Genomic DNA, 23,291 nt, shown 5'->3' on the forward strand with positions numbered 1-23,291 from the left:
GCTCCGGGCGAGGTGACGGCGGGCCAAGCGCCGATAATGCTGTATTTACATCCCCAAATACATCGCAAGACCCATGGCTCAATACGTTTTCTCCATGAACCACCTCGGCAAGATCGTTCCGCCGAAAAAGTTCATTCTCAAAGACATTTCCCTCAGTTTCTTCCCCGGCGCCAAGATTGGCGTGCTGGGAACCAACGGTTCTGGCAAATCCACCTTGCTCAAGATCATGGCGGGTGTCGACAAGGAGTTTGAAGGCGAAGCCATGCCTATGGCGGGTCTCAATATCGGCTACCTGCCGCAGGAGCCTCAGCTGGATCCCGAGCAAACCGTGCGCGAAAGCGTTGAAGCGGGCATGGGTGACGTCTTCACGGCCAAAGCCCGTCTGGAAGAAATCTACGCCGCTTACGGCGAGGAAGATGCGGATTTTGATGCGCTCGCTGAAGAGCAAGCCAAGATGGAAGCCATTATTGGCAGCGCCGGTACTGACTCCGAGCACCAGCTTGAGATTGCGGCAGACGCTTTGCGGCTGCCCCCGTGGGATGCCAAGGTCGGCCAGCTGTCAGGCGGTGAAAAGCGTCGCGTGGCGCTGTGCCGCCTGCTGCTGTCCAAACCTGACATGTTGTTGTTGGATGAGCCCACCAACCACTTGGATGCTGAGTCGGTGGACTGGCTGGAGCAGTTTCTGCAGCGCTACCCTGGCACCGTGGTGGCCATCACCCACGATCGTTACTTTCTGGATAACGCGGCAGAGTGGATTCTGGAACTCGACCGCGGCAACGGCATGCCCTACAAGGGCAACTACAGCTCCTGGCTTGAGCAAAAGCAGGAGCGCCTGGTGCAGGAGCAAAAGGGCGAAGAATCCCGTGCCAAAGCGCTCAAGAAAGAGCTTGAATGGTCACGCCAGAACCCCAAGGCCCGCCAGGCCAAAAGCAAGGCCCGTTTGGCCCGCTTTGAAGAACTGTCGGATTTCGAGTACCAGAAACGCAACGAAACCAATGAAATCTTCATCCCCGTGGCAGACCGCCTGGGCAATGAAGTCATTGAGTTCACCAACGTCAGCAAGTCGTTTGGCGATCGGATGCTCATCGATAACCTGAGTTTCAAAGTGCCCGCGGGTGCCATCGTCGGCATTATTGGCCCCAATGGCGCCGGTAAATCGACGCTGTTTCGCATGATCGCGGGCAAAGAGCAGCCTGATAGCGGCGAAGTGAAGATTGGCGCCACCGTCAAGATGGCGTTTGTCGACCAGAATCGTGACGATCTGGCCAACGAAAAAACGGTTTGGGAGGATGTCTCCGGCGGTTTGGATATTCTGAATGTCGGCAAATTCCAGATGGCCAGCCGGGCTTATTGCGGCCGTTTCAACTTCAACGGATCGGACCAGCAAAAACGCGTCGGTACGCTCTCCGGCGGCGAGCGCGGACGCTTGCATCTGGCTAAAACTCTGATCGCCGGTGGCAACGTCCTGATGCTCGATGAGCCGTCCAACGATCTGGACGTGGAAACTTTGCGTGCGCTGGAAGATGCCTTGCTGGAGTTTGCCGGATCGCTCATGGTCATCAGCCACGATCGCTGGTTCCTGGACCGTATTGCGACCCACATCCTGGCTTGCGAGGGTGACAGCCAGTGGACTTTCTTTGACGGCAACTACCAGGAATACGAAGCCGACAAGAAAAAACGTTTGGGCGAAGAGGGTGCAAAACCCAAGCGGATGAGGTTCAAAGCACTGAAGTAACTGCGAAGTCAGGCCAACCCCATTCCAACTCAAACGGCCTGGCTCAACAGCCAGGACCTCAGGCCCTGAGAAGTCGCTGGCGGACCAGCTCAATGTGGTTTCGCTGTGCGTACAACTCGTCTGCGTAGGATAGGGGCACTGTGATTTTGCCCACCCGGGTCTCGAGCCGGTCAAGTTCTTCTGCCAGCGCTTTGGCCGATTCGGCTCAGTGGCAGCAGCATGGCAATGATGATGCCCAGTGCCAGCCACATACGTTTCATCAGGTTGGCGTAGGAAAAAGGCAGGTATCTCTGCATCAACGGGATGCCGTTGCGCAAAGTCCATCAACATCAGGCTGGGCACGCCACTGCCTGCTGAGCTGCGTCGGTCCGATAGAAAAGCCAGACCGGTTCGACTCTGGACAAATCCGAGATCGGCCTTGCCAGTACTCAGCCAATCAAGATTTTGGGAGGATTCCTCACTGGGCAGCAATTACTGGCTGCCTGTCTGCGGCGGCAGGCCACACCTGGCCACCGATATGGACGGCTCGTGCCGCCAGCACGCCACGCACGACGGCCAGTGCGGTCACCTCGGCCGCCATCACGCTCAAGCGCAACATGCTTGCTGTTGTGCCCGATTTGCCGGTTCCCAATGCAAACAAGGTATCACCGTCTGACAGGGTGTGAACCGGGTTGATGCTGCGGGCGAGGCCGTCATGGGCCACCTGTGCCAAGCGGTGCGCCTGTGCTTTGGTCAGGATGGCATCGGTGGCAATCACGCCGATGGTGGTGTTGGTCCCGGCCAGCACCGGTAGTGGAAATTCTCCTGCCAGCAGGGCCTTGCGGGCGTTCACCAAGTGCGCGCCGTCGCTGGTTCGGGCGCCGGCAATGATCTGACCCGTCGCCGGGTTGATGACGTCGCCCATCGCATTGCAGGCCACGATCGCACCCACTGTGATGCCGTCCACCGTGAGCGACGCGGTGCCAATACCGCCGCGCATGGCGCGATCAAGGCCAAATATCTTGCCCACCAGCGCCCCGGCGCCGGCACCGACACTGCCTTCGGCGGGCGCGCTGCGACAGGCCGCCACACAAGCCTGATAACCGGCCTGGGCATCGGGCCGGATTTTGGCGTCACCGACGGGCAGGTCAAACAGAACGGCGGCCGGCACGATGGGCACGAGGCCAAAGCCCACCGGCAATCCGATGTTGTGCTCTTCAAGCCATTGCATCACGCCGCTGGCGGCATCCAGTCCCCAGGCGCTACCGCCTGAAAGCAGGACCGCGTGAATGCGGTCCACCAGATTGGAGGGGTGCAGAAGATCGGTCTCGCGGGTACCGGGCGCGGCGCCCCGCACATCCACCCCGGCCACAGCGCCGTCGCGGGTGATGATGACCGAGCAGCCGGTCGGGCGGCGCGTGTCAGTGAAATGTCCGACTTCAATGCCAGCCACATCCGTGATAGCGCCTGCCGAGAGCTTTGTAGTGTTCATGTCCCGGCCATTATCCGCGTCCATAGGCTGACGCCCGCGACAGTTGTGCTGCGCTTTATTGGACGGAGACTTTTTCTACCGCGGTGACCACATACGCGCCTTGTTGTTCCTCAGCGGTGAACACGATCTTGTCGCCCGCGGCCAGTTTGTCGAGCAGGGTCGCATCTTTGACCTGGAACACCATCGTCATGCCGGGCATGTCGAGGTTTTTGATGGGGCCGTGTTTCAGCGTGAGCTTGCGGGCGGTTTTGTCCACTTTTCGGACTTCACCGTCCGTCATGTCGGCCGTCGGGGCAGCGGTGGCCACGTCCGGGTGGTGGGCGGCATGGGCATCGGTTTGACTTTGTGCGAGGCTTGGTTGGGTGATTGCCAGCAGGGCGAGCACCATGGAGGGTGACAGGTATTTCATGACGCAGACTCCTTTAAGAATAGCTTGTATAAACAGATGAGCCCCCATCGCGCTGCACCAGCAAGACGGCGTAGGCGTCTTTGTGGCCCTTGTAGTCGGGGCCATCCATGCCGGGTGAGCCGACCGGCATGCCGGGCACGGCCAGGCCCAGCGCAGTCGGGCGGTCTTTCAGCAAGCGGCGAATGTCGGCGGCGGGCACATGTCCCTCCACCACGTAGCCGCCGATCAGCGCCGTGTGGCAAGAACCGTATTTGTCCGCCAGACCCAGCTGGGTGCGGGTGGCTCGTTTCGTTGCATCACTGACGTCGTGGGTCTTGACCTCAAAGCCGTTTGTTTCGAGGTGCTTGATCCAGTCATGGCAGCAGCCGCAGGCGGGTGTTTTCCATACCTCCACCACCGTTTTGGCCGGGGTGAGTGCGAATGCAGGGGCGACTGCAGCAGTCGTGCCCAGCAGCATGGCGAGTGCCTGGAGAAGGGAGCGTCTTTGCATGATGAGTTCCTTGTTCAAAAGATTTATTTGCGGGAGGCCACGTGAATTTTGCCGACCATGCCAGCCTGGAAGTGACCCGCGATCAGGCAGGCAAAGTCGAAGTCACCCGTGCGGTTGAAGGTCCAGATCATCTCGCCGCGGGTACCACTGGCCACGTGCGCCATGTAGGGCTCGTCGTGCTCCATGTTGGGGAACTTGACCATCAGCGCGGCGTGTTCTTCCAGCACCTGCGGTGTGCCAATGACCAACTCGTGCAGCATGGCGCCCCCGTTGTTGATGACGAGCTTGAGGGTTTCACCTTGCTTCACGTGGATGACGTCAGGGGTGAAGCGCATGGCGTCTGACATGGTCAGCGTGACCGTGCGTTTGACGGCTTTGGCATCGCCTGCGATGCCCCAGTCGGTTTGCTCTTTTTTGACGGCAGTGGTTTTTTTCATGTGGGCTGCATCGCCATGGGCGACGGCCAGGGGGCTGGTCGCTGCGGCCAGAATGGCGAGCAAGGTCAGAGTCGTTTTTTTCATGGGTATTTTCAATGTGTCAGTGTTTGTGGGTGTTGCTGTCTGGTTTTTTAACCCGCAACTCGACAACGGGGGCGCTGCCCGCCGTGTTGCCTGGGGCCGATGTGGCCCGGGCGGCGGGCAGCGCCCCCGTCCATTCAAACGCCTGGGTGCCTGCGGGCTGCTTGAACCAGCCGGGGTCTTTGTAGTCGCCCGGCTTCTGGTCCTTGCGCACCTTGAGGGTGCTGAACATGCCGCCCATCTCGACCGGGCCGTAGGGGCCGGTGCCGGTCATCATGGGCAGGGTGTTGTCGGGCAGGGGCATTTCCATCTCGCCCATGTCGGCCATGCCGCGCTCGCCCATCACCATGTAGTCGGGCGCGAGTTTCTGGATTTTCTTCACCAGGCCGAGGTGGTCCACGCCAATCATGGTGGGCACGGTGTGGCCCATGGGGTTCATGGTGTGGTGGCTCTTGTGGCAGTGAAAAGCCCAGTCGCCTTCCTCGTCGGCCACAAACTCCAGTTGCCGCATCTGGCCCACCGCGACATCCACCGTCACCTCCGGGCACCGGGTGGCCATGGGCCACGGCCCGCCGTCGCTGCCGGTGACGGCAAATTCGTGACCATGCAGGTGAATCGGGTGGTTGGTCATGGTGAGGTTGCCGACACGGATGCGCACCTTGTCGCCGAGCCGCACGTTGAGCGAGTCAATCCCGGGGAACGCGCGGCTGTTCCAGGTCCACAGATTGAAGTCCAGCATGGTGTTGACCTTGGGGGTGCTGGCGCCGGGCTCCACGTCATAGGCGTTGAGCAGGAAGCAGAAGTCGCGTTGCACCTCGTCAATCAGCGGGTGTTTGGCCTTGGGGTGGGTCACCCAGAAGCCCATCATGCCCATGGCCATCTGCGTCATTTCATCCGCGTGCGGGTGGTACATGAAGGTGCCGGGGCGGCGTGCCACAAACTCATAGACAAAGGTTTTGCCCACCGGAATTTGCGGCTGCGTCAGGCCACCCACACCATCCATGCCATTGGGCAGTCGCTGGCCGTGCCAGTGCATGGTGGTGTGCTCGGGCAGCTTGTTGGTGACGAACACCCGCACCCTGTCGCCTTCGACCACTTCAATGGTGGGGCCGGGGCTCTGGCCGTTGTAGCCCCACAGGGTGGCTTTCATGCCTGGGGCAATCTCGCGTACCACGGGCTCGGCCACCAGATGAAACTCTTTCACGCCCTGGTTCATGCGCCAGGGGCAGGTCCAGCCGTTGAGGGTGACAACCGGGTTGTAGGGCCTGCCGGTCTGGGGCACAAGGGGTGGTGCGGTGCTGGCCTGGGTCATGGTCACCGGTTCGGGCAGGGCGGCCATGGCGACCCGGCTCACGCTGGCGGTGGCGACAGCCGTCATGGCCGCCTGGTTGAAAAAATGACGACGGTTCATGTTCATCAGTGTCCCTTGGGGGTAGAGGCGCTCGCGCCAGTGGTGGTGGCGTCGGCCGTGAAGCTGGGCTCGCCGCCCGCCATGACCCATTGCAGGTCGGTGTGGGCCAGCCAGAAATCGCGCTGGGCCTGCAGGGCTGTGTTCATGCTTTGCACGCGGCTTCGGGCGCTGGCCAGCAGGTCCCAGGTGCTTTGCAGCATGCCGTTGTAGCGCGCCTGTGTTTCTTCCTGCAGGGCGGTGTTAAGCCGCACGCCCTCGTCGCGCTGATGACGTGCGAGGTCATGGGCGGTGCGGTAGCGAAAGTAAGCCTCGCGTGCCAGACTGCGCGTGGTCGCGGTCAGGGCGTTAACGGCGGCCTGCGAATGCGCCGCGCGCTCCACAGTCTCGCTCAAGCCTGCCAGGCGCAGGTCCAGCACGGGGGCTTGTGACAACAAGGTGACCGGTCCAGCGTCCGGCAGGGCAGGCACGGCCGCGTCTGAGGCCTGTGTCCAGCGCTGCATGTCCTGGGGGCGGATCCCTTTGAGATCCATTTGGGCGCGTTGGCGGACCAGCAGCAGTTCCGGCTTGTTTTGGAGGGCGGTCGCTTCCATGTCACACTCAGGCAGCAGCAGGGTCGGCAATTCAGGCAGCTTGGGAGGCAGGGAAAACTCGGCCGCCGCGCCTGACAGCCCCAGCAGGCGAATCAGGTTTTCCCGGGCGCCAAAGGCCTGTTGCTGCGCCTGGGCCAGCTGGACCGTGGCGTCTGACAGCACCCGTTGCTCCTGCATCATTTGCGCCTTGCTCCAGTTGCCTACGCTGGCCATGCGGCGGGCCAGTTCAACCGCAGTCTGGGCGGCCTCGTGCACATCGCGCAGGTAGATCAGGCTTTGACCGGCTGACACGGCATCGATCCAGGCGCGATTCACCCGGTGGCTGAGTTGAAGCACGCGCGCGTTGGACTGGGCACGCTCGAATGCATTCAGGGTGGCGCTGGCAAACAGTTCGGGCCTGGCCGCCAGTGCCAGTTGTATGGCGTGGGCGGGCGTCAACTGTTTAACGGATTTTTCAGACAATCCCTGCCCGGCGCTGTCCTGGGTTTCGGCCTTCAAAATATCTATATGGCCGCGCAGATGGCGGCCCGTGTCCGCATTGGCACGGACCCAGTCCGTGGGTTTGACATCGGGGTCGTAGGCGCTGGTCTGCGCATACGACGCACCTTGCGTGCAGGCCGCAGCCCACGCAATCACTAACATTTTTTTCAAGGAAGACTCCTGAACAATTGAACCGGTGACGCAAGCATCACCTGGAAGGCCATCCCGCCCTTTTGACAGATGCAAAAGGTAGACGGACCTGTGGCGTCAGGTTCAGGAAATCGGTGGTTTGAAGCCCAGCGCCGCCAGTGCGCTGGCAAAAGACTGGCCCCCCAACGGGCGTTGCAGGTGATGCGGGGTGGCTTCTGGCGCGGTGAAAACGGGGGCGGTCAGGGCCACGGTATGGCACATCTGGCAGGCGCTACAGCTCTTGCACTGGCCATCGTCGTTGTTGCCGGAAGCCATGGGGGCGGCTGCCGGGATGTCCGTCGTTGCATCAAGATGCCCGGGGCATTCTGTATGGACAGGCGAAGAATTTATAATAAAAAGGCCGCTAGCTCCCGTGTAGTCTGCGGGAGTAGCTATATTACTTGTAGCAGTCAGGTGGCTCGATGCCATATCCAGCGCCATTGCGTCGCCAGCCCAGCCGCGCAGAGGCAGCAGGGCGATCATGAAAATGAGAATCAGCAGGCGCATAAGGTAATGATATGCCGCCCGCCGTAAAGTTCCCGAGCCGGGTGAATCAATGTCCCAGGATTTTGGATAAGAAGTCTTTGCTGCGCTCGTTTTGCGGGTTGTTGAAGAAGTCGTGCGGGTTGTTCTGCTCGACGATCTGGCCCTGATCCATGAAGATGACCCGGTCCGCCACTGCTTTGGCAAAGCCCATCTCGTGCGTGACGCACAGCATGGTGATGCCGCCGCTGGCCATCTCGATCATCACGTCCAGCACTTCCTTGATCATCTCGGGGTCCAGCGCCGAGGTGGGCTCGTCGAACAACATGATCTTGGGTTTCAGGCACAGGGCCCGGGCAATGGCCACGCGCTGCTGCTGACCGCCCGAGAGCTGCAGCGGGTACTTGCCCGCCTGCTCGGCAATGCGCACACGCTTGAGCTGGATCATGGCCTTTTCTTCGGCGTCCTTCTTGGGCATCTTGCCCACAAACATGGGCGAGAGCGTCAGGTTTTCCAGCACGGTGAGGTGGGGGAACAGGTTGAACTGCTGGAACACCATGCCCACTTTTTTGCGGATGTCGTCGATGGCCTTGACGTCGTCGGTGACCTCGACCCCGTCCACATACAGATGGCCGGCCTGGTGTTCTTCCAGACGGTTGATACAGCGAATCAGGGTTGACTTGCCGGAGCCCGAGGGGCCGCAGATCACGATGCGCTCGCCGGGGGTGACGTTGAGGTCAATATCGCGCAAGACGTGGAAGTTGTTGCCGTACCACTTGTTGAGCTTGTCGAATTTGATGATGGGTTCAGACATGATGATCGATGAGTTGTTTGTTTTGATGAGCCGCTAACGCGCAGGGGCAGATGCGCCTTAGCGCTGTTTGCCCCGGTTGACCTGCTTTTCCACCCAGATGCTGTAGCGGGACATGGAGAAGCAAAAAATGAAGTAAATCAGGGCGATGAAGAGGTAGCCCTCGATCTTGAACGGCCGCCAGTCGGAGTCCGAGTTCAAGGCCAGTGACAGGGCGCCAGTCAGTTCATACAGGCTCACAATGGTCACGAGCGAGGTGTCCTTGAAGGTCGAGATGAAGTTGTTCATGATGCTGGGCACCACCATGGCCAGCGCCTGGGGCAGCACAATCTTGCCCTGGGTCTGCCAGTAGGACAGGCCCAGGGTGGCCGCCGCCTCAATCTGGCCCTTGGGAATGGCTTGCAGACCGCCACGAATGACTTCTGCCATGTAGGCCGCGGCAAACAGCGTGATGCCCACCAGCACGCGGATCAGCACGTCAATCGTGAAGCCCTCGGGCATGAACAAGGGGAACATGAAAGAGGCCATGAAGAGCACCGAGATCAGTGGCACACCGCGAATCAACTCGACATAGATGGTGCAGAACGTGCGAATCGCGGGCAGCTTGGAGCGGCGCCCCAGTGCCACGACCAGCGCGATCGGGAACGCCATCACCATGGACAGGGAGGCCAGCAAAATCGTCAGTGGCAAGCCGCCCCAGCGATCGGTTTCCACCTTGGTCAGCCCCAGCACATTGCCGTACATCAGTGCAAAAAACGTCGCCAGAACAACGACCCACACCAAGGCCAGCCACGTGTGCCAGAAGGCCCGTGTGCAACTCGCTATGAGCAGGCCCAGCATGAGCAGGGTGGCCACCAGCGGCCGCCATTGCTCCTCAAAAGGGTAGCGGCCAAACAGGATGATGCGGTACTTTTCGGTCACCACGCCCCAGCAGGCGCCCGCGCCTTCAACGCGGCAGGCGTTGAAGTCCGGGGCCCAGGAGGCCCGAAAGATCGCCCAGCTGAGAAATTGGGGTATCAGGTACAAAAATGCCCCGCCAATGACGATCGTCATCAAGGACGTGGTCAGGTCGCCAAAAAGATTGAAGCGAATCCAGGCGACCAAGCCTTCGGTTTTCACCGGGGCCGGTCGGGGATCAATGGGTTTGAAGGATTGTGCAGTCATGATGTTTGTCGGCTTAGCGCTCTTGAATCGCTGAGCGGTTGTTGTACCAATTCATCAGCAAGGAGGTGGTGAGCGAGGTCGTCAGGTACACCAGCATCACGATGGAAATACATTCCACGGCGCGGCCGGTCTGGTTCAGGGCCGTGTTGGCAATGGACACCACGTCCGGGTAGCCAATGGCCACGGCCAGCGACGAGTTTTTAGTGAGGTTCAAAAACTGGTTGGTCATGGGCGGAATGATCACGCGCAACGCCTGGGGCAGCATGACCAGACGCATGGACTGGCGCGGATTCAAGCCCAGCGCGGCGGCCGCTTCACCCTGGCCGCGCGCCACCGACTGAATGCCGGAGCGAACCACTTCGGCCACAAAGGCTGCCGTGTACACGGTCAAGCCGAGCAGTACGGACAGAAACTCAGGCGTCAGCGAGCCCCCGTTCTCAATGGCAAACTCGCCCATCTTTGGATAGTCCAGCGCGGTGGGTGCCCCTCCGGCCAGCCAGCCCACCAGGCTCGCTGCCACGCAAATAGCGACGGGTACCCAGAACATGCTTTTGAGCTGTCCTGTTGCCTCAAAACTTCGAGTGGCCCACTTGCGATAAACCACGACCAGTGCCACACCGGCCAGCAAGCCAAACAGCGCCCACAACTGGCCCGTGGCCCAGATGGGTATCGGGAAACTAAGGCCACCCTTGCTCAGGAAGAAGGGGCCCACGGTCCAGGCTTCCGAGGCGGCAGGAAGCACTTCGGTGAACAGCAGGTACCACATGAGCAATTGCAGCAGCACGGGCACATTGCGGAAAAATTCGACATAGCCATAACACACGCCGCGCACCAGCGCATTGCGTGAGAACCGGCCCACGCCCAGCAAGGTGCCCAGAATGGTGGTCAAAATAATGCCCAGAATCGCCACGCGCAGGGTGTTGGTCAAGCCGACCAGAAACGCCTGCCAGTAGGGCTGTGCGGAATCAAAGGGGTACAGGCTCTCGCCAATGTCAAAGCCGGCAGGGCCGGTCAAAAAATCAAATCCGCTTTGAATACCGCGGATCTTCATGTTGTTCAGCGTGTTGTGCGCGAGAAACCAGACAACCGCAATGATCACGCCGATGGCGACCAGTTGGTACAGAAAGCCTCTGAACGCCTGACTGCGCCAGGACCAGCTTTTCTTTTTAGGGGGGGACTTTGGAGTCATGGGTATGCGCTCTCAAACAGCATCGGTATAAAAATCAGGAAAACAAAAAAATACTGCCAGTACAAGTAGCTTGTACTGGCAGCAGCTTCGTTAAAAGCTTTCGATCAGTTCGAAATTAACGAACGGGGTAGGCGTACATCAGGCCGCCCTTGTTCCACTGGTTGTTCAAGCCACGTGGGAGACCCAGTGGGGACGAAGGTCCGACATTGCGCTCAAAGCTTTCGCCGTAATTGCCCGTAGCCTTGATGACCCGTGCCAGCCACTCTTTGTCCAGACCCAGCAATTTGCCGGTGTCTTCATTGCCGCCACCGAGCAGACGCTGAACCACGGGGTCGGTGCTGAGCTTCATCTTGTCCACGTTGGCTTGGGTCACGCCATATTCTTCAGCTTCGAGCATGCCGTACATCACCCATTTGACGATGGCGAACCACTCGTCATCACCACGGCGAACCATCGGTCCGAGGGGTTCCTTGGAGATGAGGTCGGAGAGGATGATGTGTTCTTTGGGGTCTTTAGCCACTTTGCTGCGCGTCGCGGACAGGCCGGATGCGTCAGTGGTGTAGGCAATGCAACGTCCGGTGAAGTAAGCATTTTCAGCGGCTTCAAGTTTTTCAAACACGACCGGCTTGATGCCCAGGCCGTTGGCCTTGGAGTAGTCGGTCAGGTTCTTCTCGGTGGTGGTGCCGGACTGCACGCACACGGTTTGGCCCTTGAGCTGCTTGGCGTTCTTGATCTTGCTCTTGACGGTGACCATGAAGCCCTGGCCGTCGTAGTAGTTGGTGACGGTGTCGTGCAGACCCAAGGAGGCATCACGCGTCAGGGTGAATGTGGTGTTGCGGGCCAGCACATCGACCTCGCCGGATTGCAGGGCGGTGAAGCGTTGCTGGGCGTTCAGGGGAACGTATTTGACTTTCTCGGGGTCGCTCAAAGTGGCGGCAGCGAGTGCGCGGCACACATCCACGTCCAGGCCAGACCACTTGCCGGCAGAGTCCGCTGCTGCAAACCCGGCCAAGCCGGTGTTCACGCCGCAAACCACCTGACCACGGGACTTGATACCGTCCAGTGTCTTGCCTGCGTGAGCTGGGGCTGCCATGACCGCGCCAACCGAAGCCACGATCGCGGCGATGACTTTGAGCTTGTTTATGTTCATTGATGAAGTTCCAAATAAAACGTTTAAAAGCGGAGGACTACAGTTTGCTGCAGACTAAATCCGGTGACTGACTTTAGCGTCAGTGATATTACCCGGGCATCGGGGTTTACTCTACAAACCCATGCAAAAAATTCATAACTTGATCAGCGTGGGTTTAACTCGACTTAGTCAAATAGCAGGATCCATGCCAGTGCCCACTGCCCGCAAGCGGTGCAAACAGAAGGCCACGCGAGGTCTCGACGGCGACATGGTGTGCGCTCGGTTCGCTGCCGGCTCCCGTATCCTCGGCCTTCGCACCGAATCGAGTCCTTGTTATCGTCAGATCAGGAAAGTCACGCCCTATGGATATCTCTTCAACGTCCCCGGCCGCCCAACCCAAAGCTGCACTGCGCGCGCACCATGCATGGTGGCCCAAGCGATTGCCCCATGCCATTACCTTGCCGGCAACCTCCTTGTGGGACAACCTGGAAACCAGTGCCCGGCGTTATCCGGACAAGGCGGCGCTGGTCTTTTTTGGCCGCGTCTATACCTATGCCGAGGTGCTGCAAAAAGCGGAGCGCCTGGCAGCCTGTTTGCATGGGCTGGGGGTCAAAAAGGGTGACCGGGTGGTGCTCAGCATGCAGAACTGCCCGCAGCTGGTAATGGCCCACTTTGCGATTCTGCGGGCCAATGCCGTGGTGGTGCCGGTCAACCCCATGAACCGGGCCGAGGAACTCAAGCACTACATCACCGACCCCGACACCCAGGTGGCCATCACCACGGCCGATCTGGCCGCCGAGCTGGCGCGCGCCAGTGATGCCCTGGCACCTGCGCAGCGCTTGAAGCACCTGCTGGTGACGCACTTCACCGATGCGTTTGACGCCACAGTCTCGGGTGACGACGCGCCGCCCGCGACGTGGGCCGATTGGCTGCTGACCCGCCATGCATTCCCTGCATTGCAAGACGGCCAGGTGACGAGTTGGAACGATGCCTTGAACACCACCGAACAGGCGCCCGTCTTGTCGGTGGGGCCGACTGATCTGGCCCTGCTGCCCTACACCAGCGGCACCACCGGCTTGCCCAAAGGCTGCAGGCACACGCACAGCAGCATCATGCACAACGCGATTGCCAGCAGCCTGTGGGCCAATGGCTCGGCGGACAACGTGGTGTTGACCGTGGTGCCCATGTTTCACATCACCGGCATGGTGAGCCTGATGCACACCAGCATCCGCAGCGGTGCCACGCTGGTGATGATGCCGCGCTGGGATCGCGAGCTGGCGGGGCGCCTGATCTCGCGCTGGCAGGTGACCTACTGGACCAACATCCCGACCATGGTGATTGATCTGCTCGGCAGTCCCAACTTCAATCAATACGACCTTACCAGCCTGGTCTACATCGGTGGCGGAGGGGCCGCCATGCCGCAGGCTGTGGCCCAACGGCTGCTGGAGCAGTTTGGCCTGCGTTATGTGGAAGGGTATGGGCTGACCGAAACCAGCGGCCCCTCGCACGCCAACCCACCCGATGCTCCCAAGCAGCAGTGTCTGGGCATTCCCTTCATGAGCACGGACTCCCGGGTGGTGGACCCCGACACCTTGCTGGAGATGCCGGTGGGCGAGCAAGGCGAGATCGTGACGCACGGCCCCGAGGTGTTTCAGGGTTACTGGAAGCGCCCGGACGCCACCGAAGCGGCATTTTTCGAACTGGAGGGCAAACGCTTTTTCCGCACGGGTGACCTTGGCCATGTCGACGCCGACGGCTACTTTTTCCTGACCGACCGGCTCAAACGCATGATCAATGCGTCCGGCTTCAAAGTCTGGCCAGCCGAGGTGGAGGCCTTGATGTTCCGCCACCCGGCGGTGCAGGAGGCCTGCATTATTTCTACCAAGGACAGCTACCGGGGCGAGTCGGTCAAGGCGGTGATTGTGCTTAGGCCATCGCACCGGGATTTGGTGAGCGAGCAGGACATCATCGACTGGTGCCGCGACAACATGGCGGTCTACAAAGTACCCCGAATGGTGCAGTTTGTGGAGGCACTGCCCAAGAGCGGTGCAGGCAAAGTGATGTGGCGGGCTTTGCAGGAAGCCGAAGGCAAGTCCTAGCCCGTTTCACGCGAGAATGGCAGGCTATTGGAGAACTGAGATGAATTCAAGCCCTAACACCCCTCCTGCCCAATCCGCCAGCCAGACGTTGGAGACCGCGCTGCCCGCAGACGCCGGACTCTGCCCCCAGCGCACCCAGCGCCTGATGGAGGTGCTGCAATCTGAAGTTGAGCGCCAGCGCCTGCCCGGTGCCGTGGCCCTGATTGCCCGGCACGGAAAACTCGCACTGTTTGAGAGCGTGGGTGCGCTGGACCCTGCCACCGGCACGGCCATGCCGCGTGACGCCATTTTTCGCATTTACTCCATGACCAAGCCCATCGTGTCGGTGGCGGCCATGATGCTGATGGAGCAGGGCAAGCTGCTGCTGCATGAGCCGGTGGCCAAGTACCTGCCTGAGTTTGCGGCACAGCAAGTGGCCCACATGGTGGATGGCAAGCTGGAGCTACAGGCGGTGCGGCAGCCCGCTACCGTGCAAGACCTGCTGCGCCATACAGCGGGCCTGACCTATGAATTCATGGGCAGCGCCCCGGTGCAGCGTCAATATGCCCAAACCCGCATCGGCTCGCGCGAGCGCAGCAACGCCGAGTTTGCCCACACACTGGCTGGCTTGCCCCTGATGTTCGAGCCCGGCACCGTGTGGGAATACGGCCGTGCCACCGACGTGCTGGGCCGCGTGGTTGAGGTCGTCAGCGGCCAGACCCTGGGCGCCTTTCTGACCGAGCACATTTTCAAGCCCCTGGGCATGCATGAGACCTGGTTCACCGTGCCCCCCGAGCACCATGCCCGCATTGCCGAGCCCTTTGCCCGCGACCCTGAGGGCGGCATACAAATGCGCGTCATTGATGTGCGCGAAGACGCGGCGCTGGAGTCCGGCGGCGGCGGCCTAGCCTCGACCGCCAGCGACTATGCGCGGTTCCTGCAGTTCATGCTGAACAAGGGTGAGCTGGAGGGCGTGCGCCTGTTGGGCCCGCGCACGGTGGACTTCATGACCGCCGACCACCTGGGCGACATCCCGGTGAACAGCGGGTCATCCCGCAGCCTGCTGCCCCGGGGGCATGGCTTTGGACTGGGGTTTGCGGTGCGCCGCAGCCTGGGCGTGGACAGCGTGCCGGGCTCGGTCGGCACGTATTTCTGGGGCGGCATGGCGGGCACCACCTTCTTTGTGGACCCGGCTGAAGACATGTTCGCCTGCCTGATGCTGCAGGCGCCCAACCAGCGTGAGTACTACCGCATGCTGTTCCGCGATCTGGTTTACAGCACGCTGGTGGACTGAGTCAGCCAGAATTTATAGAAAACTGGCCGCTAGCCCAGGTAGATCGTGCACATGTAGCTATTAATTTGATAGCGTTCAGATGGCTTAACTCGTCGCCACCTGCAACACCAGCTTGCCAAAGTTCTCGCCCGTGAAGAGCTTGGTGAGCGCCTCGGGGAAGGTGTCCAGCCCCTGAACCACATCTTCCTTGCTCTTCATCCGGCCATCTTTCAGGTAGCCCGCCATCTCGGCCACGGCCAGGGGGTAGCGGTCGGCGTAGTCAAACACCACAATGCCTTCCATGCGGGCGCGGTTCACCAGCAGGCTCAGGTAGTTCTTGGGGCCTTGCACGGCCGTGGTGTTGTTGTACTGGCTGATGGCACCGCAGATGATGATGCGCGCCTTGCGGTTGATCTTGGCCAGCACGTCGTCCAGAATGTCGCCGCCCACGTTGTCAAAGTAAATGTCCACCCCTTGGGGGCAATGCTCTTTGAGGCCTGCGCGCACGGCGCCGGGGCCGGCCTTGTAGTCAATGCAGGCGTCAAAGCCCAACTCCTTGACCACCCAGTCACACTTGGCGGCACCGCCTGCGATGCCCACCACGCGGCAGCCCTTGATCTTGGCCATCTGGCCCACGGTTTGCCCCACGGCACCGGCCGCGCCAGACACCACCACGGTCTCGCCCGGCTGGGGCTGGCCCACGTCCATCAGGCCAAAGTAACCCGTCATGCCCGGCATGCCCAGCACATTGAGCCACTGGGTCAACGTGCCCACGCGCAAGTCAATTTTGACCACCCCGTTGCGTTTGAAATCGGCCGGGGCCAGCGTCAGGTATTCCTGCACGCCCAGGCTGGCACTCACATAGTCGCCCACGGCGTAGGCCGGGTTGTGGGATGCAATCACCTGACCCACACCGCCTGCGCGCATCACCTCGCCAATGGCCACGGGCGGGATGTAGCTCTTGCCCTCGTTCATCCAGCCGCGCATGGCGGGGTCGAGCGAAAGCGCCAGGGTTTTGAGCACGATGCCGCCTTCGCCCGGCTCGGCCACCGGCTCGGTGGTGCTTTGCCAGTTGGCGCGCGTGGGCAGGCCCACGGGGCGGGCTGCGAGTCGAATCTGGTGGTTGGTCAGGGTGGCAAGTGAGGACATCAAAAACTCCGGAATGTAAAACCGGTGCATCCTAGCCCGAAGCCGAGTGCGTGGTGGTACCCAACGTGACAGTGGCAGCGTGACAGTGTCAGGCCACGGCACGCGCCGTTTGTGCAGCCTCTACCGCATGGACCGGCTCACTCGCGTGGCTGGAGCAAGTGGAGCCGCCGCAGCCATGAATTTCTTCAAGCGGCAGCGCTTGGGGCGCATGAACCATGCCGGTGACTGGGTCATACCCCACGCCGCGCAAGTGCAGGGCCAGCGCGGCGTCCATGCTCTGCGCATGCTGCGCAAACCAGATGCCCAGCTCATGCGCCATTTGCCGCACCACGCCCAGTTCGCCCGCCTGGCCGCGTGCGGCGCCTTCGCGCATCACTTGCAAAATGACGCCGTGCTGTATCGAATGGCAGTTGCTGGATGAGAAGCGGGTGCTCTGCATCCACTGGTCTTCCATCCCGAAATGATCGACGGTGTGGTCAATCAGTACCTGCCAAGCGGGAAGCACGTCGGTGTCAGACGCATTGACCACCGTGGCCAGCAGGTCCACAAACTCATGGTGCGTGTCATCCATGAACAGTAAACCAAGTGCGAGCGAATCAGACCAGAGAAGAGTAGACATGCCGTGTTTCCTGAAAAAGTTGGGCCCAGCATAGGGAGATTGCGCGGGCTTTACTTTGACGAAGGTCAGGAGTTCTTGAATCGGCGGGCGGCTGGCTGATGGAAGAGGGAGGGTCAGGTTTTTCTGATTTCGTCCTGATTTATGGAAAATCGGGCTGTAGCCCAGGTGGGACGTGCGAGAGTAGCTATTGAATTTGTAGCGTTTTCTGTGTTTGGTGTTGACGTCTTTGATGAGATTTTGCCGTCCTGAGCCTGCAAGCGTTGCTGGCGTTCATTACCTGCTGAGTCATTGCGCATCAACATGGCTGGTTGTCGATGACACCGGGGTGGATGGCGCAGCGAAGTCAAGGAGGAGGATCGGGCGCAGCCCGCTCCGGGGGACATGAGCGGAGCCATCCACCCCGGTGTCATCGGCCCTACACAAACCGTGCCGGCAATGCCCGCTTGCGCTGCAAAAGAGCCGACTAAATGCAAACTCTCGCATCCCTTGCAGACCTCCCCGGTTTGGTAAGCTCGAAACCAATGACCACTTCCTTCTCCCCCCCTTCACTCGCCAAGCCGTCTGAGCTTGGCTCCGTCTTGCAGCAGCAGGGTTTTGGCGTGCTGGACGCGCCCAGCGTCAGCGCTTTGAGCGGCTGCGCACTTGATCAGCTGGAACAGCTGCGGCCGCTGTGGGCGGACCTTCCTCCCGATGCTTTTCTGAAGGATGGCGGGCGCTACCGGCGCCGTCGGCATTCTTGCTTCATCGTGCAAGACGGACAGGTGACCCAGGTGCCGCACCGCGCGCATTGGCAGCCAGTGGAGTACAACGCGCTGCACGGCGGCATGCAGCGGCTGTTTGAGCCTATGCAGCCGGAGATGATTGCGCAGCCCGTCTGGAACCAGTTGCTGCTGTGGCTGGGTGATGTGTGTTCGGGGCTCAAGGGCGCCAAGCCCTGGTTTGTAGAGGCGCACCAGTTTCGCATTGACACCACCGATGGCATTGGGCGACCGACGCCCGAGGGCGCGCACCGCGATGGTGTGGACCTGGTCGCCGTGTTCATGGTGGACCGCGCGGGGGTCAAGGGTGGCGAGACGCGTGTGTTTGATGCGGCCGGGCCTAACGGCCAGCGCTTCACGCTGACCGAGCCCTGGTCCGTGCTGTTGCTGGACGATGGCCGCGTGATTCACGAGTCCACACCCATTCAGCCTGTCACCGAGGGCGGCCATCGTGACACGCTGGTGGTGACCCTGCGCGCCGCCAGCTTTCAGGGAGATCACGAGTAGGTTGATTTCGGTCAAGGTTTCTTGTTGCGCTCACTCCGACACTGAAGGCTGATGCAACCAGGAGTCTTCATCATGTTCAAGCACATACTCGTTCCCGTGGATGGTTCGGCTACCTCTCAATTGGCCGTGGCCAAGGCCATTGGCATGGCCAAAGCCTTTGGTAGCCGCGTGACGGCCATTTTTGTCATCGACCCCTATCCGTTTACCGGCGTGGGGACCGATTTCGCCTACGGCCAAGCCGAGTACCTGAGCGCCGCCACGGCCGAAGCAAATGCCGCCATCAAAGATGCCAAGACCACCTTTGAAGGTGCGAATGTTGAAGTCAGCACCCAGGTGGTCGAGTCCCACACGGCCTGGCGCGGTGTGGTGGAGACGGCGGATGCCGTGCAGGCCGATTTGATCGTGATGGGCTCGCACGGACGCAGCGGGCTGGAGAAGCTGGTGCTGGGCAGCGTGACCCAAGCGGTGTTGTCGCACACCAAGCTGCCCGTGCTCGTGGTGCGCGACTGACCTCTTTTACGGGGTACGGTCCTGCCCCGTGAGGGGCGCAGAAATAAAACTCTCCTGCGAAAGGGCGTGAATCACCCCGCGCATGAGGTAACTGTTGTCAAAGCCCAAGGTGTATTGGCGTGCGTTTAGCGTAATCGGGTGCAACATCTTGCGCTCCACCAGTTTTTTAATTTGGTAGGTGCGTTGCGCTGCGCTCATGCCCGGCATGGCCGCGCTCAGGTCAGCTGCCTTGGCAACGCCAGATTTCACCGAGGAAAGCAACACCGCTTCTTCTTGCGCCGTAATCAAGGCCCGGCTGCGCGCGTAGGTGAGCGCAGGCACCAAAATTTTGCCTTTCAGGTAGTCATACTGGGTGAGTTGATCCACCTTCTTCAGCTCGGTCAGCACGCCCTGCAAGACATACAAGCACCACTGCTCCAGCTTGGCTGGTGTGCCTACATCGGCACTGGCCAGCATGGCGTAATACTGGTCGCGGTCGCTACAAAACACCGCCGTGGGGTTTAACACCCGGCCGCCAGCCTTGACGTTGAATCCGTACTTGATCATCAGCGCATAGGTCAACAGACGCACCACACGCCCATTGCCGTTGCCAAAGGGATGTATCCAGCCAAAGCGGTGGTGAGCCAGCGCCACCTTGATCAAGTCGTACTTGGGTGCGTCCGCCCGGTTAATGAAAGACACCAGCTCTTGCATGTAGCCGCCCACCAGCATGCCGTCTGGCGGCAAATGCGCCGACTGGGCGATTTGCACTTGCCCCATGCGGTAAGCGCCGGGAGTTGCATCACCTTCGCGTACCAGGTTGCGCACTGCCAGGGCGTGCAATTCGCGAATGAAATGCTCTGACACCTCGGTGCCGGGCTGCATCGCGGATTCAATGTAGACCATGGCCTCTTCAATGTTGGCAATCTCCGATAGATGGTCGCCCGCCGTGGCAGTGCCTTCCAGCGAACTCTCCACATAGTCGGCCAGTGTGGTGTGGTTGCCCTCAATGCGTGCCGAGCCCAAGCTCTCCAGCATGTGGAATATGCGCTTGAGCTGGAAGAACACTGGCGCCGGTGTAGTGCCTGCCAGCTTCAGGCGCCGCAGGTGCTCCAGTTCGGTCAGCACATCTACCAGCGGAGAATCAAAAGCAGGGTTTAGCAGCGCGAGATCGAAGTGATTAAAAGCAGCCATGGGCAAGCACCATCTTTACTAGAAGGAAAACAACATGTTTACTTTATAGTAAATAACCCAATAAAAACAACTACTTACAAATCGTATTTGGAAAAATTATCTGTAATGCGAGGGCTGCATCTTCTGTAAATAATCAGTTTCACATCTGTACTTTTTGTACTTATCCCGTCAGACCGATTTTTTCTTAGCCGCACTGGCCCACGTAGCCGCACGCGGTACAAAAATCACAGCCGTCTTTGTGGATGACGGTGGGGTTGCCACACTCGGGGCACACCTTGCCGGCCATGGTGGTGGGGGCTTCCTGGTTCTTGGGGGCATCCAGCACACCCATCTCGCGCAGCGGAAAGCCTTTTTCGTCCAGCACGCCCAGCATGGCGTAGCGGTGGATGATGAGGCGCGCAATGTAGGCCACGGTGGACGGCCAGGTTTGCTGGCGCCGCTCGCCATGCGGCAGACCCGGCACAAAGGCCATGAAGTGCCCCAGCGGCTCGGCGTAGTTCAGCAGCTTGCGCAGTTTCATGCCAATCCATGCGGGGTCGATCACCCGCATGTCCAGCGACAACAACCTGGCCAGGCCATCCATCGCCCGCGGGTAGTTGCCTGAAAAGCCCACCGCGCAGGGGCGGGTGACCACAGCGCCGTCATGGCCCTGCAGGTTGACTTCTTTCAATGTGACGGTGAAGGCTTCGCCTGTGGCGGCGTTGTCCACATCCACCGACCACGCCAGCGTGCCCGAGGGGCCGGTTTGTGGCTCGCCCCGGCTGAACATGGCGTCGACCACCGGGGTCGGCAGGGGCGTGTCGGTGCCCGCCAGGGCTTTGAGCTGGTCGCAGCGCCAGCGAATGACGGCGGCTGTGGCGGCAACCACACCGGGGAACAATCGGTTTTCGCCGTGCGGGGGGAAGGGCATTTCAAACGAGTGCTCTTCGGCCACGGTGGCCAGGGCGTCCAGTTTGAGTTGCAGCCAGGCGGGGTCGTTGGCACGCAAGTCCATGGACAGCGTTTTGGCCAGCGCGCCCAAGCCGCGGGGTTGCTCGGCGCCATTGACCCAGACTTCAAAAGGTTTGGGTGCACCGCCTTCTTCCGGCGCCAGCTCGCCCACAAACAGGGCAAAGTCGCCAAACGGGTGGTGGACCATGAAGGTCCATGCCGGGTTGCCCGCAGGCAACTCCGGTCGACCCGGCCAGCGCAGGGAAGACAACACCGGAACGGGCAGGCTCCCCAGCGACAGGCGCTGGTTCGGGCCGTCCATCTGGATGGGTGTTGCCGCTGGGGCGGAGGGCGTCACGCTCAGCACGGACCCCAAAATCGAGTTGGGCCGGTAGGTGGCCAAGCCTTTGAGGCCGGACTGCCAGGCTTCCATGTACAGGTGCTGAAAGTCGGCGTAGGGGTAGTCCGCTGGCACGTTGACGGTTTTGGAAATAGCCGTGTCAATGAAGGGCGCCACGGCGGCCACCATCGACTCGTGCGCTTGCGCGCTCATTTCCAGCGCGGTGACAAAGGCGGGCGTGAGCGCGGCATGCTCACCGAACAGGTGGCGGTACAGACGCCAGGCGTGGTCTTCCACCGCATATTCCTTGAAGCCACCGTCCGGCATGCGTTTCTTGCGGGTGTAGGTCCAGCTGAAGGCAGGCTCAATGCCGTTGCTGGCGTTGTCCGCAAACGCGAGGCTGATGGTGCCCGTCGGTGCGATGGACAGCAGGTGCGAATTGCGCAGGCCGCTGGCACGAATGCGGTCTTTCAGTGCGGCGGGCAGGCGCGAGGCAAAGGTCTGGCCGCTGAGGTACAGGTCGGCATTGAACAGTGGGAACGCACCGCGCTCGCGCGCCAGTTCAACCGAGGCGTCATAGGCGGTGTCGCGCATCAACTCTGAAATGGCTCTGGCCATGTCGCGCGCTGTTTGCGTGTCGTAGCGCAGGTTGAGCATGATCAGGGCGTCGCCCAGCCCGGTAAAGCCCAGACCCACGCGGCGTTTGTTGCGGGCTTCTTCCTGTTGCTGCGGCAGTGGCCACACGGTCACGTCCAGCACGTTGTCCAGCATGCGGGTGGCCACGCGCACGACCTCGGAAAATGCTGCGCGGTTGAAGGTGGCCTTGGCCTCGAACGGTGCATCGATGTAGCGGGTGAGGTCGATCGAGCCCAGGCAGCAGCAGCCGTAAGGGGGGAGTGGCTGCTCACCGCAAGGGTTGGTACCGGCAATGGTTTCGCAGTAGGAGAGGTTGTTGTCCCGGTTGATGTGGTCCAGAAACAAGACACCTGGTTCCGCATGGTCGTAGGTGGACCGCATGATCTGATCCCACAGGGTGCGTGCCTGCAGCTTGCGATACACCCAAAGCCCGGTGTCCTTGTCCTGGTAGGCGCCCGCGGCTTTCTGGGTCACGCCTGGTTCGGCCCGGTGCAGCAGTGCAAAGTCACCGTCTTGTTGGACCGCCAGCATGAAGGCGTCGGTAATGCCCACGGAGATGTTGAAGTTCTTCAGGTCGCCAGAATCTTTGGCATGAATGAATTCTTCGATGTCCGGATGGTCACAACGCAAGACGCCCATTTGCGCGCCACGCCGTGCCCCCGCGGACTCCACCGTCTCGCAGGATCGGTCAAACACGCGCATGTAGCTCACGGGTCCGGATGCACTGCTTTGGGTGCTGCCCACCCACGCGCCACGCGGACGAATGCGCGAGAAGTCATACCCCACACCACCACCCCGGCGCATGGTCTCAGCAGCTTCGGTCAGGGCGGTGTAGATGCCCGGGTGACCGTCTTCAACATGGGCGATGGAGTCGCCCACGGGCTGTACAAAACAGTTGATCAGCGTGGCGGCCAGGTCCGTGCCCGCGGCAGATTGAATGCGCCCCGCAGGCAGGAAGCCGTTTTGCAAGGCTTGCAAAAATTTGGCTTCCCACTGTTTCTGGTGTTCGGGTGATTCCACTTCAGCCAGGGCGCGCGCGACGCGCTGGTTGACATCGAGTATTGTTTTCTCGGTGCCTTTGCTGTACTTCTCAAGAAGCACTTCCTCGCTGATTGGTTGCGGTGCCAGCGCGAGGCGGGATGGGGCGAGTTCAGGTGTTTTTTGTGACATGGTTTTTCTCAAAAGCTGCGTGATGTTAGGGCGGTGCCAAGCTCAAGCCATTGACCTTGAACAATCTTGTCCCGAACAG

The 23,291-nt window shown here is 60.7% G+C and carries 20 protein-coding genes and 1 pseudogene; 5 read left to right on the forward strand and 16 right to left on the reverse strand.

Annotated features, from left to right (window positions below; genetic code table 11):
• The first annotated feature begins 73 nt into the window (after positions 1-73).
• Positions 74-1,735 carry an energy-dependent translational throttle protein EttA gene (ettA, locus tag AC097N_RS00915; RefSeq protein ID WP_479578850.1) on the forward strand — a complete coding sequence of 554 codons (1,662 nt, stop codon included), beginning with the start codon at positions 74-76 and terminating at the stop codon, positions 1,733-1,735.
• Between the two features lie 58 nt (positions 1,736-1,793).
• Here ettA and AC097N_RS00920 read toward each other — a convergent pair.
• The 12 genes and pseudogenes from AC097N_RS00920 to AC097N_RS00975 form a co-directional block, all read right to left on the reverse strand.
• Positions 1,794-2,040: pseudogene (locus AC097N_RS00920) on the reverse strand (TAXI family TRAP transporter solute-binding subunit); the annotation flags it as partial.
• Positions 2,041-2,192: 152 nt separating this feature from the next.
• Complete coding sequence (locus AC097N_RS00925) at positions 2,193-3,206, reverse strand: P1 family peptidase (RefSeq protein WP_479578851.1); 1,014 nt, start codon at positions 3,204-3,206, stop codon at positions 2,193-2,195.
• Between the two features lie 55 nt (positions 3,207-3,261).
• Positions 3,262-3,615 (reverse strand): copper-binding protein, encoded by a 354-nt coding sequence (locus AC097N_RS00930; RefSeq protein WP_479578852.1) that lies wholly within the window; start codon positions 3,613-3,615, stop codon positions 3,262-3,264.
• A 13-nt stretch (positions 3,616-3,628) separates the two neighbouring features.
• Entirely contained in the window at positions 3,629-4,105 is a 477-nt protein-coding gene (locus AC097N_RS00935; protein WP_479578853.1) for a DUF411 domain-containing protein, read from the reverse strand.
• 23 nt (positions 4,106-4,128) lie between these two features.
• The gene (locus tag AC097N_RS00940; protein ID WP_479578854.1) at positions 4,129-4,626 is read right to left on the reverse strand and encodes a cupredoxin domain-containing protein; all 498 of its coding nucleotides are present in this window, start codon (positions 4,624-4,626) and stop codon (positions 4,129-4,131) included.
• Positions 4,627-4,642: 16 nt separating this feature from the next.
• Positions 4,643-6,034, reverse strand: coding sequence for a multicopper oxidase family protein (locus tag AC097N_RS00945; RefSeq protein ID WP_479579185.1), 1,392 nt, complete (start codon positions 6,032-6,034; stop codon positions 4,643-4,645).
• 5 nt (positions 6,035-6,039) lie between these two features.
• Entirely contained in the window at positions 6,040-7,275 is a 1,236-nt protein-coding gene (locus AC097N_RS00950; RefSeq protein ID WP_479578855.1) for a TolC family protein, read from the reverse strand.
• Between the two features lie 102 nt (positions 7,276-7,377).
• Positions 7,378-7,800 (reverse strand): hypothetical protein, encoded by a 423-nt coding sequence (locus AC097N_RS00955; RefSeq protein ID WP_479578856.1) that lies wholly within the window; start codon positions 7,798-7,800, stop codon positions 7,378-7,380.
• A gap of 46 nt (positions 7,801-7,846) precedes the next feature.
• Positions 7,847-8,590 (reverse strand): amino acid ABC transporter ATP-binding protein, encoded by a 744-nt coding sequence (locus tag AC097N_RS00960; protein ID WP_479578857.1) that lies wholly within the window; start codon positions 8,588-8,590, stop codon positions 7,847-7,849.
• Positions 8,591-8,647: 57 nt separating this feature from the next.
• A complete protein-coding gene (locus AC097N_RS00965) occupies positions 8,648-9,751 on the reverse strand; it encodes an amino acid ABC transporter permease (RefSeq protein WP_479578858.1) in 1,104 nt (367 codons plus the stop codon).
• A gap of 13 nt (positions 9,752-9,764) precedes the next feature.
• Positions 9,765-10,940 (reverse strand): amino acid ABC transporter permease, encoded by a 1,176-nt coding sequence (locus tag AC097N_RS00970; RefSeq protein WP_479578859.1) that lies wholly within the window; start codon positions 10,938-10,940, stop codon positions 9,765-9,767.
• Between the two features lie 115 nt (positions 10,941-11,055).
• Positions 11,056-12,090, reverse strand: a complete 1,035-nt coding sequence (locus AC097N_RS00975) for an amino acid ABC transporter substrate-binding protein (RefSeq protein WP_479578860.1) — start codon at positions 12,088-12,090, stop codon at positions 11,056-11,058.
• Between the two features lie 341 nt (positions 12,091-12,431).
• Here AC097N_RS00975 and AC097N_RS00980 point away from each other — a divergent pair, with 341 nt between their 5' ends.
• Both AC097N_RS00980 and AC097N_RS00985 read left to right on the forward strand, forming a co-directional pair.
• Positions 12,432-14,168, forward strand: a complete 1,737-nt coding sequence (locus AC097N_RS00980; protein ID WP_479578861.1) for a long-chain fatty acid--CoA ligase — start codon at positions 12,432-12,434, stop codon at positions 14,166-14,168.
• Positions 14,169-14,208: 40 nt separating this feature from the next.
• On the forward strand, positions 14,209-15,441 hold the full coding sequence (locus AC097N_RS00985; RefSeq protein WP_479578862.1) for a serine hydrolase domain-containing protein: 1,233 nt from the start codon (positions 14,209-14,211) through the stop codon (positions 15,439-15,441).
• Positions 15,442-15,525: 84 nt separating this feature from the next.
• On the opposite strand, the gene AC097N_RS00990 is transcribed toward AC097N_RS00985, so the two are convergent.
• The gene (locus AC097N_RS00990; RefSeq protein ID WP_479578863.1) at positions 15,526-16,569 is read right to left on the reverse strand and encodes an NADP-dependent oxidoreductase; all 1,044 of its coding nucleotides are present in this window, start codon (positions 16,567-16,569) and stop codon (positions 15,526-15,528) included.
• Positions 16,570-16,657: 88 nt separating this feature from the next.
• A complete protein-coding gene (locus tag AC097N_RS00995) occupies positions 16,658-17,188 on the reverse strand; it encodes a hemerythrin domain-containing protein (protein ID WP_479578864.1) in 531 nt (176 codons plus the stop codon).
• Positions 17,189-17,709: 521 nt separating this feature from the next.
• Here AC097N_RS00995 and AC097N_RS01000 point away from each other — a divergent pair.
• Both AC097N_RS01000 and AC097N_RS01005 read left to right on the forward strand, forming a co-directional pair.
• Positions 17,710-18,453: a 2OG-Fe dioxygenase family protein gene (locus AC097N_RS01000; protein ID WP_479578865.1), complete on the forward strand. Its 744-nt coding sequence runs from the start codon at positions 17,710-17,712 to the stop codon at positions 18,451-18,453.
• Positions 18,454-18,525: 72 nt separating this feature from the next.
• Complete coding sequence (locus tag AC097N_RS01005) at positions 18,526-18,963, forward strand: universal stress protein (RefSeq protein ID WP_479578866.1); 438 nt, start codon at positions 18,526-18,528, stop codon at positions 18,961-18,963.
• 6 nt (positions 18,964-18,969) lie between these two features.
• Here AC097N_RS01005 and AC097N_RS01010 read toward each other — a convergent pair whose 3' ends face one another.
• Positions 18,970-20,136 carry a Fic family protein gene (locus tag AC097N_RS01010; RefSeq protein ID WP_479578867.1) on the reverse strand — a complete coding sequence of 389 codons (1,167 nt, stop codon included), beginning with the start codon at positions 20,134-20,136 and terminating at the stop codon, positions 18,970-18,972.
• 184 nt (positions 20,137-20,320) lie between these two features.
• A complete protein-coding gene (locus AC097N_RS01015; protein WP_479578868.1) occupies positions 20,321-23,212 on the reverse strand; it encodes an adenosylcobalamin-dependent ribonucleoside-diphosphate reductase in 2,892 nt (963 codons plus the stop codon).
• Between the last annotated feature and the right edge of the window lie 79 nt (positions 23,213-23,291).

Source organism: Rhodoferax sp. LS1R11 (assembly GCF_056521395.1).